General features: G+C 71.7%; 13 protein-coding genes. 6 read left to right on the plus strand and 7 right to left on the minus strand.

The genetic code is table 11. The annotated features are described in order from the left end of the window. Positions 1–184 precede the first annotated feature (184 nt). From ACWFRU_RS10565 to ACWFRU_RS10580, 4 genes are all read left to right on the plus strand, one after another. Positions 185–385 carry an acyl-CoA carboxylase subunit epsilon gene (locus ACWFRU_RS10565; protein ID WP_453685715.1) on the plus strand — a complete coding sequence of 67 codons (201 nt, stop codon included), beginning with the start codon at positions 185–187 and terminating at the stop codon, positions 383–385. 88 nt (positions 386–473) lie between these two features. Further along, positions 474–617, plus strand: coding sequence for a hypothetical protein (locus ACWFRU_RS10570; protein ID WP_451220784.1), 144 nt, complete (start codon positions 474–476; stop codon positions 615–617). A 90-nt stretch (positions 618–707) separates the two neighbouring features. Next, on the plus strand, positions 708–1,595 hold the full coding sequence (locus ACWFRU_RS10575; RefSeq protein WP_453685716.1) for an alpha/beta hydrolase: 888 nt from the start codon (positions 708–710) through the stop codon (positions 1,593–1,595). A gap of 9 nt (positions 1,596–1,604) precedes the next feature. Then, positions 1,605–2,858, plus strand: a complete 1,254-nt coding sequence (locus ACWFRU_RS10580; protein ID WP_453685717.1) for an MFS transporter — start codon at positions 1,605–1,607, stop codon at positions 2,856–2,858. Here ACWFRU_RS10580 and ACWFRU_RS10585 read toward each other — a convergent pair. Continuing rightward, the gene (locus tag ACWFRU_RS10585; RefSeq protein ID WP_453685718.1) at positions 2,808–3,563 is read right to left on the minus strand and encodes a TetR/AcrR family transcriptional regulator; all 756 of its coding nucleotides are present in this window, start codon (positions 3,561–3,563) and stop codon (positions 2,808–2,810) included. The genes ACWFRU_RS10580 and ACWFRU_RS10585 overlap by 51 nt on opposite strands. 123 nt (positions 3,564–3,686) lie before the next feature. Here ACWFRU_RS10585 and ACWFRU_RS10590 point away from each other — a divergent pair, with 123 nt between their 5' ends. Both ACWFRU_RS10590 and ACWFRU_RS10595 read left to right on the plus strand, forming a co-directional pair. Then, a complete protein-coding gene (locus tag ACWFRU_RS10590; protein ID WP_451220793.1) occupies positions 3,687–4,286 on the plus strand; it encodes an NADPH-dependent FMN reductase in 600 nt (199 codons plus the stop codon). Between the two features lie 28 nt (positions 4,287–4,314). Further along, complete coding sequence (locus tag ACWFRU_RS10595; protein WP_453685719.1) at positions 4,315–6,042, plus strand: MDR family MFS transporter; 1,728 nt, start codon at positions 4,315–4,317, stop codon at positions 6,040–6,042. A gap of 113 nt (positions 6,043–6,155) precedes the next feature. On the opposite strand, the gene ACWFRU_RS10600 is transcribed toward ACWFRU_RS10595, so the two are convergent. The 6 genes from ACWFRU_RS10600 to ACWFRU_RS10625 all read right to left on the minus strand — a co-directional run bounded on the left by ACWFRU_RS10600 (position 6,156) and on the right by ACWFRU_RS10625 (position 14,317). After that, positions 6,156–7,433 (minus strand): nucleotide disphospho-sugar-binding domain-containing protein, encoded by a 1,278-nt coding sequence (locus ACWFRU_RS10600; protein WP_453685720.1) that lies wholly within the window; start codon positions 7,431–7,433, stop codon positions 6,156–6,158. 46 nt (positions 7,434–7,479) lie between these two features. After that, entirely contained in the window at positions 7,480–8,613 is a 1,134-nt protein-coding gene (locus ACWFRU_RS10605; protein WP_453685721.1) for a glycosyltransferase, read from the minus strand. 52 nt (positions 8,614–8,665) lie between these two features. Further along, positions 8,666–9,853 (minus strand): nucleotide disphospho-sugar-binding domain-containing protein, encoded by a 1,188-nt coding sequence (locus tag ACWFRU_RS10610; protein WP_453685722.1) that lies wholly within the window; start codon positions 9,851–9,853, stop codon positions 8,666–8,668. Between the two features lie 27 nt (positions 9,854–9,880). After that, entirely contained in the window at positions 9,881–11,344 is a 1,464-nt protein-coding gene (locus ACWFRU_RS10615) for a methyltransferase domain-containing protein (RefSeq protein WP_453685723.1), read from the minus strand. A 20-nt stretch (positions 11,345–11,364) separates the two neighbouring features. Continuing rightward, positions 11,365–13,617: an activator-dependent family glycosyltransferase gene (locus tag ACWFRU_RS10620; protein ID WP_453685724.1), complete on the minus strand. Its 2,253-nt coding sequence runs from the start codon at positions 13,615–13,617 to the stop codon at positions 11,365–11,367. A gap of 106 nt (positions 13,618–13,723) precedes the next feature. Then, entirely contained in the window at positions 13,724–14,317 is a 594-nt protein-coding gene (locus ACWFRU_RS10625) for an NADPH-dependent FMN reductase (protein WP_453685725.1), read from the minus strand. Between the last annotated feature and the right edge of the window lie 4 nt (positions 14,318–14,321).

The following is a 14,321-nucleotide window of genomic DNA, read 5'->3' on the forward strand; positions in this document are numbered from 1 at the left end:
TTTGGTTTTTTCCAACCAACCTATTTTCCCCTTTTTTTTGGCTTCCCAAAACAAAAACCCAAAAAACCCCCCCCCCCCCCCCGGGGGGGTGCCCCCCCCACCCCCCCCCCAACCCGCTGCTTTGCGTGCCCGTACATCCACCGCACACCCACCGCACGCCCATCACGAACCTTGAGGAGACGACATGCCGTCGACCGAGCTGATCTGCGTGGAAAAGGGCTTCCCGACTCCGGAGGAGCTCGCCGCCCTCACCGCCGTCCTGCTGAGCCGCCAGGCCCCGGACGCCACCCCCGACGACATCTCCCGCCACCACCGCGCGACCGCCCGCTGGAGCCGGCCCGACCGGAGCCCGCGCTCGCCGGGCCCGCGCAGCTGGCGTGCCTGAGCCGGGCGATCCCGCCGCGTTCGCACGCCCGCGCCCAGTCGTGGCCCCTTCGCAGCCCAGTCGTATCCGCCGAGGAAGGAACACCCCTGTGATCACCGATGAGTCCGAGCTGACCGCCCGCCGTCGACCCGACCCGCGCTCCCTGCACGCCACACCCCTGCCGGTGCCCCTCCTCGCCGGTGAGGACGAGACCGACGCGGGTGAGCCGCACATCCTGCGCGGACTCGACTGAGGAGCCCGCCGTCCCGCCCCGCCTGCCCTGCCGTCCACTGCCCACCGCCCGGCCCAGCCCTGCCCGCACGACCACCGGAGCCTGATCCCTGTGCCTGCCTCGCCCGCCTTGTCCGCCTCGCCCGCCTCCACGTCCCTGGGAGTCCGCCGCATCCTCCTCGACGGAGCGGGCGTCACCCTGTCCGCCCTTCTCGCCGAAGCCCCGCACCGCCCGCCGCGCGCCACGATCGTGGCGCTGCACGGCGGAGGGATGAGCGCCGGCTACTTCGACGGGCAGGCGCACCCCGACCTCTCGCTGCTGACCCTCGCCGCGAGTCTCGGCTACAACGTCCTGTCCGTGGACCGCCCCGGTTACGGCACCTCCGCGGCCCAACTCCCGGACGGCCAGACCCTGGTGGAGCAGGCGGCCACCTTGTACGCGGCGCTGAAGCACTACGCCACGCAGTACGAGACCGGCGCGGGGTACTTCGTGCTCGCGCACTCCTACGGCGGCAAACTGGCGCTCACCGCCGCCGCCGACGAGCAGGGCGCCGCCCTGATCGGGCTCGACATATCGGGCTGCGGCCACCAGTACGCCGTCGGCCCCGACGATCTGCCGGGCGCCCGCGGCCACGGGCGCTGGTCGCTGACCTGGGGCGCGCTGCGTTACTACCCGCCGAACACGTTCCGCAGCAGCGCCTCGCTCGTCGCCCCGATGCCCGCCCGCGAGGGCAGGGAGGCCGCGCTCTGGCCGGACACGTTCCCGGACGTCGCCGCCCGCGTGCGCATACCGGTCCGGCTGACCTTCGCCGCGCACGAGGCCTGGTGGCGGCACGACGAGACAGCCGTCGCCGACCTCACCGCCCGCCTCGCCTCGCCGCGCGTCGTCATCGACCGGGTCCCCGAGGCCGGGCACAACATCAGCCTCGGCTGGGCGGCCCGTTCGTACCACCTCAAGGCCTTGGCGTTCCTGGAGGAATGCCTCGCCGGACGGGTGTGAGCGCTTCCCATGCAGACGTTCCGCTCGCTCGCCGTACGCAACTTCCGTCTCTTCACGGCGGGTCAGGTCGTCTCCGTGGCGGGCACCTGGATGATGGTCGTGGCCCAGGACTGGCTGGTGCTTTCCCTCACGGACGACTCCGCCACCGCCCTGGGCATCGTCACGGCCCTGCAGTTCACACCGCTGCTCCTGCTCACGCTGTACGGCGGCCGGCTCGCGGACCGCCACGACAAGCGGCTGCTGCTCACCGGCGCGAACGTGACGTCGGGGCTGCTCGCGCTGCCGCTCGGTCTCCTCGTGCTCGGCGGCCGGGCCGAACTGTGGCAGGTCTACCTCTTCGCGTTGGGCCTCGGCACCGTCAACGCCCTGGAGATTCCCACCCGTATGGCGTTCGTGAGCGAGATGGTCGGCCCCGAGCTGCTGCCCAACGCGTCGGCGCTCAGCGCGGCGTACTTCAATGTCGCCCGCGTCGTCGGACCTGCCCTCGCCGGCCTGCTGATCAGCAGTTTCGGCATCGGTCAGGTGATGGCCCTGAACGCGCTGAGCTACGCGGCGACCGTGGTGGCGCTGCGCATGATGCGGCCCGGCGAGCTGCACCGGGCCGCGCGCCCGGCCTCGCGTGCCCGGGTCGTCGACGGGCTCCGTCATGTGAAGGGCCGCCCGGACCTCATGCTGCCGCTCGCGCTCGTCGCGGTGATCGGTGTCTTCGGGTTCAACTTCCAGCTCACGCTCCCGCTTCTCGCCAAGACCGAGTTCCATTCCGACGTCAGCGCGTTCGGCCTGCTCACGGCGGCCCTGGCCGCCGGGTCCCTCGCGGCGGCCTTCGTCACCACCGCGCGCCGTGGCCGCCCCACGAGCCGCACGGTCCTGGTGGCGGCGCTCGGCTTCGGCGTCCTGGAGACGGCCACCGGTCTGGCGCCGTCGTACGCGGCGGTCGTGGTCCTGCTGGTGCTCACCGGCTTCGCGACCGTCTGGTTCGCCCAGGCGGCGAACCACCGCGTCCAGCTCGGCACCGACACGGAGTTCCGCGGCCGGGTGATGGCGCTCTACACCCTGGTCTTCCAGGGCTCCACCCCGCTCGGCGCCCTGTTCGTCGGCCGGCTCAGCGAGGAGGCGGGCGCGCGCTCGGGGCTGTACGTCGGCGGGCTCGTCTCCTGCGCGGCGGCCGTCGCGGCGCTGGCAATCGACCGGGCCGCCCGGCGGCGCCCCGCGTCAGATGCCCATGCGGACACCGATCCCGTCGAGCACGCAGTCAAGACCTGACTCGAACTTCGCCCGTGGGTCTCCGAAGTGGCTGGCCGCACTGGCACTGCGCTGGTAGGTGGGGTAGCGGCCGGTGTTCATCAGCCAGGTGAACTCGGGGGCCATGGCCATCTTGACGTCATCGCTGTGGGTCCAGCCCTGCCCCTTCATGAGCAGTTGCATCGACGCCTCGGTGTAGGCACTTCCGTACGCGTAGGCGTTGACCGTCTCGAACACGGCCATGCTCAGCTCGGGGCTCAGCCCTGCCGCGTCGAGCGCGACCAGCGCCTGTTCGTTGACGGCGAGACGGTTCGGCGTCGGCGCGAACATGGCCTTCGAGAGCCTGGCCAGCCAGGGGTGTGTGAGCACCAGCTCGCGGGTGTTGACGGCGAGGACGCGCATGGTCTCGCGCCAGTCGCTGGGGTCGTCGGGGACCTTCAGGTCGCCGTAGACGGTGTCGACCATCAGCTCGAGGACGTCGTCCTTGCCCGACACGTACCGGTACGCGGCCATGGGCGCGACCTCGAGCTCGGTGGCGAGCCGTCGCATGGTGACGGCGTCGATCCCCTCCGCGTCGGCGATCGCGACGGCGACCGACGCGATCCGAGCGGAGGAGAGCACCTGGGCGCGCGGTGCGGCGATCGGCCGCTCCAGGCGTTCCCACAGGGAAACCTTGTCGCCGACCTCGCACTGCGACGCGGCGGGGGACTTCTTCTCACTGGCCACGGGTGTGGCCTCCTTCCCGTTCACCTGGATACAGCGTATCAGCAGTAGACAACGTACACACTGATGTGTACGTTGTATTTGTCGCCGGATACGGCGTACACAAACACTCTCAAGGAGCTTCGCATGGCCGAGAAGAACGATGGCCCCCTGAACGTCGCGGTCATCATGGGATCGACCCGTGACGGGCGCTTCGGGCCGGTCGTCGCCGACTGGGTGCTCGGTCACCTCGGCCAGCGCGACGACATGACCGCCGATCTCGTCGACCTGGTGAAGACGCCGGTCCCCGCGGTCCTGCCGGACTTCACCAAGGCCCCCGAGCCGGCCAACTCCGCCCTCCTGGAGAAGATCTCCCCGCGGCTGGAGGCGGCCGACGCGTTCATCATCGTCACGCCGGAGTACAACCACAGCTTCCCCGGCGGCCTGAAGAACGCCATCGACTGGCACAACCCGCAGTGGCACGGCAAGCCGGTCGCCTTCGTCTCGTACGGCGGCCTGTCCGGTGGCCTGCGCGCGGTGGAGGGGCTGCGCCCCGTCCTGGCGGAGCTGAACGCGGTGACCATCCGCAACACCGTCAGCTTCCACAACTACCCGGCGAACTTCGACGCCGAAGGAAAGCCCACGGACCCCGCCTGCGACGGCGCGGCCAAGTCGCTGCTCGACCAGCTCGCGTGGTGGGGCCTCGCCCTGCGCGACGCCCGGTCCATCCGCCCTTACGCGGCCTGAATCCACCACCTCTGATTGGGGAGTCGCGATGACGACCATCGAAGCCGGGCAACCTGACACCACGGCAACCGAAACGAAGAACCCGGCACGCCAGAGGTCGATCTACTTCGGCGTCTTCGGGCTGATGCTCGGCATGTTCCTCGCCATGCTGGACGGCCTGATCGTCGGCACCGCGCTTCCCACGATCGTGGGTGACCTGGGTGGGCTCGACCGGCTGTCCTGGGTGGTGACCGCCTACCTGCTCACCACTGCCGCGTCCACCCCCATCTGGGGAAAGCTCGGCGACATGTACGGCCGCAAGGGCTCGTTCATGACCGCCGTCGTGATCTTCCTGATCGGCTCGATGCTGTCGGGCGTGGCCCAGGACATGAACCAGCTCATCGCGTTCCGTGCCGTCCAAGGGCTCGGCGCGGGCGGCCTGATGGTCGGCGCGATGTCGATCATCGGCGTACTGGTGCCGCCGCGCGAGAGCGGCAAACTGCAGTCCATGCTCGGCGTGATGATGCCGATCGCGTACGTCTCCGGACCGCTCATCGGCGGGTTCTTCACCGACCACCTGAGCTGGCGCTGGGTCTTCTACATCAACGCGCCGCTCGGAGCGATCGCCCTGGTCGTGGTCGGCCTGGGCATCCGCCTGAAGCGTGAGCGCTCCAAGGCGAAGATCGACTACCCGGGCGCGGCGCTCCTCGTCACCAGCGTCCTTGCGCTGACCCTGCTCTCGACGTGGGGCGGCAGCAGCTACGCGTGGCTCTCCCCGCAGATCCTCGGACTCGCCGCGGTCGCGGTCCTGGCGTTCGCCTGGTTCGTACGGGTGGAGAAGCGGGCCGAGGAGCCCCTGATGCCGCCGCGGCTGTTCCGCAACCGCAACTTCACCATCGTGCAGGTGCTCAGCCTCCTCGTCGGTGCGGTCATGTTCGGCGCGACCAACTACCTGCCGCAGTACATGCAGTTCGTGAAGGGCCTGTCGCCGACCGCCAGCGGCATGCTCCTGCTGCCCCTGATGTTCGGCATGCTGGCCGTGCAGATCACCGTCGGCCGGCTCATCAGCAAGACCGGCAAGTACCGCATCTACCCGATCCTCGGCGGCGTCTTCAGCGTGGCGGGCACGCTGGTCCTCCTGATGCTCCAGGTGGACACGGCTGTGGCCCTCGTCTCCGGCCTCACGCTGGTGCTCGGAATCGGCCTCGGCTTCATGATGCAGAGCACGATCCTCATCACGATGAACAGCGCGGAACCCCGCGACATGGGCGCGGCCAGCGGTTCCGTCACGCTGATCCGTACGCTCGGCGGCTCGCTGGGTGTCGCGGCGCTCGGCGCGGTGTACGTCAACAACCTGTCGGGCGAGCTGACCGCCCGGCTCGGTTCGGCGGAGGCCGGGAAGCTGACCGCGGACGGCGCCAGCATGACGCCCGAGCTCCTGAAGGGCATGCCCGAGAAGATCCGGGACGCCTACGAGGCCGCGGTCACCAGCGGTCTGCAGGGCACCATCATCGGCGCGGCTGTCCTGGCGGTGCTCATGTTCGCCATCGCCTGGCTGATCCGCGAGGTCCCGCTGCGGACGGTGGCGGCGCAGGACCTTGAGGACGCCGCGGACGCCGAAGACGCCCGGAACGCAGAAAAGGTGGCCCCCGTGGAATCCACAGAGACCACAGAGACCACAGAGACCACGCAGACCACAGAGACCACGCAGACCGCGAGTGCCGTGAGCGTCGACAGCCCGGCGAAGAGCAACCCGGTCAAGACCACGACCCCCTGACCACGGTCCGGAGACCGGCACGGGCTTACTTCCCCCGGAGCCCGGGTCCGGTCCCCGGCCGTGCCGCAGCCCCTCGTCGTACCTTCCCGGTACGACGAGGGGCTCGCGGCGTTTCAGACCCGGTACGACGCGGCCAACTGCTCCAGCGTGGCGACGATGTCGTTGGGGCTCGGCTCGGCGAGCGCGTCCCGGTGCAGGCCCCGGACGCCGTCCTTGAACGACGGGTCGTCCAGGATGCCGACGAACTGCTTGCGCACGGTGTCCACGTCGAACGGATCGTTGTCGACGACGAGACCGGCGCCCCGCTCGGCCACGAACCGGCCGATGTCGGTGACGTGCGGCCCGTCCTCCGCGCAGACGAGCTGCGGGACCTGGTGGGCGACGGCCGCAGCGAAGGTCCGCCCGCCGCCGTGGTGCACGATCGCCGAGCAGGTGGGCAGGAGCAGGTCGAGCGGCACGTACTCGATGCAGCGCACGTTGTCCGGCAGCGTGCCCACCTCGGCGATCTGCGCGTCGTTGAGGGTCGCCACCACCTCGACGTCCAGGTCGGACAGCGCCTCCACGAGGCCGGACAGCGGGAACCTGCCGGCGCCCGCGAAGACCTTGCGCATGCTCACCCCGGCGGACAGCGCGACACGCGGCCGCTCCGGTGCCTCGCGCAGCCAGTCGGGGAGCGCGGCGGAGCCGGTGTAGGACACCGGGCGGACGGGGACGTAGCGCAGGCCGACGGGCAGGCGCATCGCCGAGGGCATCGGGTCGATGCTCCACTGGCCGACCAGCAGCTCCTCGGAGAACTCAAGGCCGAGCCGGTCGAGCAGCGGACGCATCCGCGTGGCCATCAGATCGTCCTCGGAGCCGGGCCGCACGCCCGAAAGACGCAACTGCTCCCGGGTCCAGCCCATGTCGTCGACCGACCACAGGAAGCGTGCGTGCGGAACGCCGACGGCCTCCGCGGCGATGCCGCCGGGGAAGAACATCGGGTCCCAGATGATGAGGTCGGGGCCCCAGGAACGGGCGTACGCGATCAGGTCGTCCAGCGCCGAGGCCGCGCCGTCCGTCGGCGGCCCGGCGTTGCACAGGCTCATGAACGCGCTCAGCATGGGGCGCGGCGGCAGCGGCTTGCGCGTGTGCCACACGGGCGACTTGTCCCGCAGGGATTCGGCGAGGGAGGCGAGCAGCGCGGTGCCGGACTCGATCTCCTCGTTGATCGCGGCGAGGAATCCCTCCTCGCCGATGGGGACGGATGTGAGCCCGGCCTTGACGACCGTGTCGACGAGTTCCGGGGGACTGGCGACCCGGACCTGGTGCCCCGCGCCGGTCAGCGCGTCGGCCAGCGGGACGATCGGATAGACGTGTGCCGTCGCCGGCACCATCGCGAACAGGATCTTCATGGGAGGTCTCCGCGGTGGGAAGGGAGTGATGGGAAGGGAGGGGTGGTCAGAGCCGTTCCAGCTCGCGGACCACGTCAGAGGGCAGGGGCAGTCCGGTGATCTCCCGCGCGAGCTCGCCCGCACTACGGCGGAACGAGGCGTCGCCCAGGATCTTCTCGGCGGCCGCGGCGGTCTCCTGCGGGCTGTCCTGCCCCGGCAGGAGGGTGAGGGCGCAGCCCTGGGCGGTCAGCCGCTGGGTCGCCGGGATGGCCAACGGGCCGTTGGGGAGCGAGAGTTGCGGGACTCCGGCGTTCATCGCGGTCATCATGGTGACCCCGCCCCCGTGATGGATCATCAGGTCCGCGGTGGGTGCGACGACGTCCAGCGGCAGCCAGCCCGCGCGGATTCCGGCGGACTCGGCGCGCAGCTCGGCGGCGATGTCCTCCGGCGCCGCGATGACCAGCTCCACGTCCAGGGCGCCGATGGTCTTCGCCATGTCGCGCAGGAACGCGAAGCTGTTGTCGTGGCCGTCGCGCGAGGCACGGCTGCCCGAGGTCAGGCAGACGCGGGGCCGATCGCCCTTCGCGTACATCCAGGGCTCCAGGACCTGCTGCTGGTTGCCGGGTATCCAGCGCATCAGCTGCGCGGGGGCGGCGCCCGGAGGCTGCAGGGACGGCGGGCAGATGTCGATCAGGAGGTCGGGCTCCGGGAGCCGGTCGAGGCCCATCTCCCGTAGTTCCGGCTGGAGTTCCGCATCGGCTCCGGGGTGGATCGTGTCGGCCTCGGAGATGTCCCAGGCGTGACGTACGACGGGGATGCCGAGCCGGGCCCCGAGCAGTCCGGCCGCGTACGACATGGTGCCGCCGACGACGACGTCGGGCCGCCAGTCGCGGGCCAGCTCCAGGAGCGGCCCGATGTTCGCGGCGGCCATCCGGCCGAACGCGCCCCCGGCGAAGGGGCCGCCCTCGGCTGGGCCTGCGGGAAGGGGGAGTTCGCGCCCGGAACGGTCCTGGCTGATGAACTCCCACAAGGGGCGGTCGGTCAGTCGTACGGCCGGAAGGCCGACGCCCACCACGGCGGGCATCGCCTGTGCGTGGGCCGCCATGAAGACCTCGTGACCGCTGTTGCGTGCGGCGGTCGCGAGGGGTGCCAGGGCGTAGACGGTCGCCGAACTGCCGGAGGCGACGAAGAGAATGCGCATGAGAAGTCCCACCGTTGGGCCGGTAGACCGGCGGTGAACGTGAACGTGATCCTTACTGGGTCCGGTGCTCGCCCCGCGCGAGCTGCTCCAGGTCGGCGACGACGCGCGAGGGCGACGGCATGGCCGACATCTCCCGGCGCAGCTCCTGGGCGGCCTTGGCGTGGCCGGGATGCGTGAGCAGCTCGGTGAAGGCGTCACGGAGCGTCTCGGGGTCGTTCTGGGAATCGGCGTCGTCGAGCGTGATGCCCGCGCCCGCGTCGGCGATCCGGTCGCCGTGCGCGAACTGGTCGGCGAATTGCGGCACCACGAGCTGGGGCAGGCCGAAGGCGGTGGACGTCATCGTGGTGCCCGCGCCGCCGTGGTGGACGACCGCGTCGCAGGTGTGCAGGAACAGGTTCAGCGGTGCCGGATCCACCAGGCGTACGGTGCCGGGCAGCGTGCCGAGCGCCTCGCGGTGCCGCTCGTCCACTGTCGCGATCACCTCGACGTCCGGCTGCGCGCCGAAGACGTGGAGCATGCGGCGGAGCATCGGCACCCCGTTCATGTCCAGGGTGCGACCGCCGAGCGAGACGGCCACCCGGCGCGGCGCGTCCTCGGCCCTGCGGCCACCGACCCACTGCGGCAGCCTTCCGTTCCCGTTGTAGGGCACGTACCGGATCGGGGTTCCCGCCGTGGCGCCGGGCAGTTGGAGCGAGGGTGGGCAGGGGTCGAGCACCACCGCGGGGTCGGGGTACGCCCCCAGGCCGAGCCGCTCGGACATCGCCCGCAGCGACTGCCTGGCCTGGGCGTGTGCCGTGTCCGAGAGCGGATCGACGCCCCATCGGTGGCGCACGACGGGGGCGCCGGTCAGCGCGCCGACGATGAGTGCGCTGAACTCCAGCGGATCGCACACCACCAGATCGGGCCCGAAGGCGCGGGCCGTCTCCACGTAGGCCTCGCAGAGGTAGCGGGTGTGCACGGACCAGCCCATGCCCGCCTTGCCCAGCTTGCTCTCGTGCTCGGCGCGAGGCTGCGCCTCGACCGGCCGTGTCCCCTCCTTGACCGTGTCGGCCAGCAGATCCTCGACGTGGTAGGCCGATCCGACGCTCACGCCGTTGAGGCCGGCCGCGGCGACCGCGGGCATCACATCGGGCTGTCCCGCCACCAGCACCTCGTGCCCGGCGGCCCGCAACGCCCAGGCCAGCGGGACCATCGGGGTGAAGTGCGTGGGGACAGGCGTGGACATCATCAGAACGCGCATCAGGTCTCCTTGAGCGGGGTGGGGCGGTCAGTCCGCGGCACGCTGTCCCCAGGCGGTGATCAGCAGGGCCGTCAGGTCCCGGCCCTCGGGGGTGCCGAGCAGGTCCAGGAAGTCGGCGAGCTCCGCGGCCGTCACCAGGCCGTTGTCGACGAGACTCTGGCCCTCCTGCCGCAGGCGCAGCCCGATCAGTTCGTCGTCGGCCGGGGACTGCCCGGGGCCCGCGCCGGTGAGATGGCTGCCGACCGAGGTGAAACCGGTGCGGGACAGGGCGGCGGGCAGTCCGCGCGCCCAGCTCATGTCCGCGCCGACGGACTTCATGTGGGCGACGTAGCCGCGCAGCAGGGTGCGGCCGACCGCGGTCGGTGCCTCGTCGGCGGGCAGGTAGTAGAAGTCGGCCACGACGAGCCAGCCGCCGGGGGCCAGCCACTCGCGGGCGCGCGCGAGTGCCGCGTCGGGGTCCCGCAGGTGCTCCAGCGTGGCCCGCGTGAAGATGAGGTCGAACGAGCCGGGTTCGAGGTCGAGGTCCTCGATGTCGGCCTGCCGGACGGTGAGGTTGGCGGCCTGTCCGGTGTCGAGGAACGTGGTGTCGGCGTCGACGGCGAGCACGCTGCCGAGGTGCGCCCGCCCGGCGAGCCAGTAGCTCATCGAGCCTGCCCCGGCGCCCAGTTCGAGGCAGCGCCAGGCGGGGTCGAAGGGGAGGCTGTCGAGCACCTCGACGGACATGGGGTCGTACTTGAGCTCGAACAGCCGTATCTGGCTGAGCGGGGACGCCGCCCCGGTGGTCAGCGAGCCCGTGCTGTGCGCGCTCCCCCCGGACCCGGCGGGGTCGGCGTCGATCTGCTCGGCCAGGGTGCACAGGACGAGGTGCGGGGGAGCGGTCTCCAGTCGCGCGAGGGCGTCCTGCCCCGCGCGGTTCTCCGGGTGGTCCATGTAGGCGCGGAAGGAGTCCTCGTCCACCCACTGCGGGTAGTTGACGTAGGTCGAGCCGTCGTCGCTGATGTACGGCGTCGCGGAGACGAAGCCGGGGTGCAGGTGCTTCCAGCCGCCCGCGTCGCGCAGCAGGGCCGCCAGGGCGAGGGCGTTGTCGCGCCCGCCGACGTGCCGCAGGGCGTAGCACATGATGCCCGCGGGCCGGTCGGCCGCGGGCCCTTCGAGCCCGCTCTGGGGGACGCCGCCGAAGGAGGTGTGCGAGAGGACTCCGGGCTGCTCGGAGAGGGTGCGCAGGGGGCTGTCGGCGGGGCTGTTCTCGGCCGTGGCGACGAAGTGCTTCTGCTCGGCCCACTCGACGCGGCTGACCACCGTCGTACGGTCGAGGCTCAGGTGGAGGCGCGCGGAGAGGAATCCCTCGCGTCCGCTGACCCACCCTCGTATCTCGGCGGCGAGCAGGTCGACGAGTCGTTCGGCCGTGGCGGGCGCGTCGGTGCGCAGCTCCTCGAAGACGGCGTATCCAACTGCGGTGTGCTGTAGGGGTGTTGACGGTGTTGACGTCATGAAATTCTCCTGGGCTCGTGTCACTTGCGGTGCCGCGCGGTCAGCTCTTCGAGGACGGGGACGATGGCGCCGGGGCTGGGGACGGCCGCGGCCTCGTCGCGCAGGTCCACGGCGCCCTGCAGGAAGGACGGCTCCTCCAGGAGCCGGACGATCCCGTCCCGCAGCCGCCGCGGGGTGAACTCCTCGCTGTCGACGACCAGTCCGGCGCCGCGCTCCGCGACGTGACCGGCGATCGCCTTCTCGCCCCAGAACTCCATCGGCACCACCAGCTGCGGCACGGCGTGGGCCACGGCGGCCGCGAACGTCCCGCCGCCGCCGTGGTGCACCACGGCGGAGCAGGTCGGAAGCAGCAGGTCGAGGGGGACGTACTCCGTCATGCGTACGTTGGCGGGGACCGGTCCCGCGGTCGCGTACCGCCCGGCGTCCAGAGTCGCCACCAGCTCGATGTCCAGGTCGGCGACCGCTTCGAACAGCTCGGGCAGGGTGACGCCGCTCTCCCGGAACACCTGTCCGCCACGGCCGCCCACGCCCAGCGTCAGACACACCCGGGGCGCGCGCACCGGCTCCCGGAGCCAGTCGGGCAGGGCGGCCGTCCCGTTGTACGGAACCCGGCGCACCGGCACGCTCTCCAGGCCGAGCGGGAGGCGCAGGGCCGGCGGCATCGGGTCGATCGTCCACTGGCCGAGCAGCAGCTCCTCCTCGAAGGCGTACCCGAACTTCTCCAGCATCGGGGCCATCAGGCCCGTCACGGGGTCCTCATCGGCCGGGCGTCCCGTGAGCCGCCGGCGCGACTCCGCACGCAGCCAGCCGATGTTGTCCCGGCCCCACAGGAGGCGGGCGTGCGCGGCGCCGGTGGCCTTCGCGGCGACCGGCGCGGCGATGCTGAACGGGTCCCAGATCACGAGGTCGGGCCGCCAGCTCTCGCAGAAGGCGACCAGGTCGTCCAGGGCGCTGCGGGACGCGTGCAGCGGGCCCAGGGTCTCGGCCCACTTGCGGGCCCACAGCTCGCCGTCCCCGTCGTCCTCACCCTCGTCCAGGGAGAGCCGGGCGTTGAGCACGTCGAGCAGCTCGGGCTTCTTCGCGAACTCGACCACGCCGGTGAGCTGCTTCGTGGCCCCGAGCGGCACCGCCGTGAGCCCCGCGGCCCCGACGGTGTCCGCCATGCCCGGGTGCACGGCCACCCGCACCTGGTGGCCCGCCCCCTGCAGCGCCCACGCCAGCGGCACGATCGGCTGCACATGCGCCACTCCGGGGAAGGGCACGAACAGGACGCGCAGCGCCGGGCTCCGCGGGGCGACGCCACCCGGCTGGTCACTCGGCCGCTCACCCGGTCGCTCACCCAGCTGGTCGCGCAGCTGGTCCCGCAGTGAGTCCTCAAGCGAACGGCGCGGCCGCCAGTCCAGTACGTCCCGCGCCCGGGAGATGTCCACCTGCTGCCATGCGGCGCCACCGACCCCGGCGCCATGCTCCGCGGGCCGCTCGCGCACGGCGTCCGGTGCGCCGCCGAACGCGACGAGCCGCTCCACCAGCTCCCGCACCGGAACCGCCTCGCCCCGGCCGATGTTGAAGACCCGGCCCACGGCGGCCCCGCCCGGCGCGTCGGCCACCGCGAGCACGGCGTCGGCGACATCGCGTACGTCCACGTAGTCACGGCGGGCCACCAGCGGGGACACCTCCAGCGGGGGCGGCGGCTCCTCGTCCGTCGCGTGGCGGGCCACCTGGGCGGAGACGAGACCGAGCAGGCTCGCGGGCGGGGTGCCGGGACCGCACACGTTGACGATCCTGAGCACGGTGGCGCGCAGCCCGCCCTCGCGCACGGCCTTGAGCAGGGCCTCGGTGCCGAGCAGTTTGGTGCGCCCGTAGTGGGTGGTCGGCGCGGTCTCGTGGTCCTCGCCGATGCTGGTGCCGTCGGGCGCGGGGCCGTACTCGTGCACCGTGCCCAGCTGGATGAGCAGCGGGCCGTGCGGGCTGCGGGTGGCCGCCGCGGCGAGCCGGGCCGCGAAGTCGGCGTTCAGGCGCCGCATGCCGTCCTCGTCGGACTGCCAGGCGATGCCGGCCGCGTTCACCACGACGTCCGGGCGGGTGTCGGCGAGCAGCCGGTCCAGCTCCGCCGGTCCGGCGGCGGCCAGGTCCAGGGCGACGGACCGGCCGCCCGCGGACGCGGTCCGTGACACGCACACGGTCTCGGTGCCCGCGGCCTCGAACGCCGCCGCGATCCGGCGGCCGAGGAACCCGGTGCCCCCGAGTACGAGTGCTCTGCGCTCCGTGCTCATGAAGGTCCTCCTTGGGAAGGGCCGCCGGGAACCCCACGCGGCCGGACATGACACAGGTCAGGGGCGCGCGGTCTCCCGTGCGCCCCTGACCTGAGGTGGGGTGTCGTCAGACGGTGTAGGGCGTGCGCTCGCGCGCCGCGCGCAGCGCGTCGGCCCACCACACGAGCTGGTCGAGCAGCTTCTTGGCGGCGGCCTCGCTGCCCTCGGGGCTGACCGGCTCGCCCTCCTTCTGGAAGTCCGCCCACGCGTTGTGGAAGCTGAGCATCTCCCGCACGGTCGTGGCGTGGACCTCGGCGAAGATCTGGCGCAGGTGCTCGGAGGCGCGCAGGCCGCCGCCCACACCGCCGTAGGAGACCAGGCCGACCGGCTTGGCCGCCCACTCGGCGAGGTACCAGTCGATGGTGTTCTTCAGCGCCGCGGGCAAGGTGTGGTTGTACTCGGGCGTCACGACGACGAACGCGTCGGCGGCGCCGAGCCGCTCCTTCAGGGCGCTCCACACGGCGGCGACGTCCTCCGGGGGCTTCTCCCCGAAGGCGGGCATCTCCAGCGGCAGCGGGTAGTCCGCGATGTCGATCGTCTCGACCTCGACACCACCGTGCAACTCCGCCTGACCCGCGAACCATTCGGCCACCGTGGTCCCGAATCGTCCGCCGCGGACGCTGCCGATGATGACGGCCAGTTTGATCGGGTTCTCAGGCATGCAT

Source organism: Streptomyces sp. NPDC055099 (assembly GCF_053607685.1).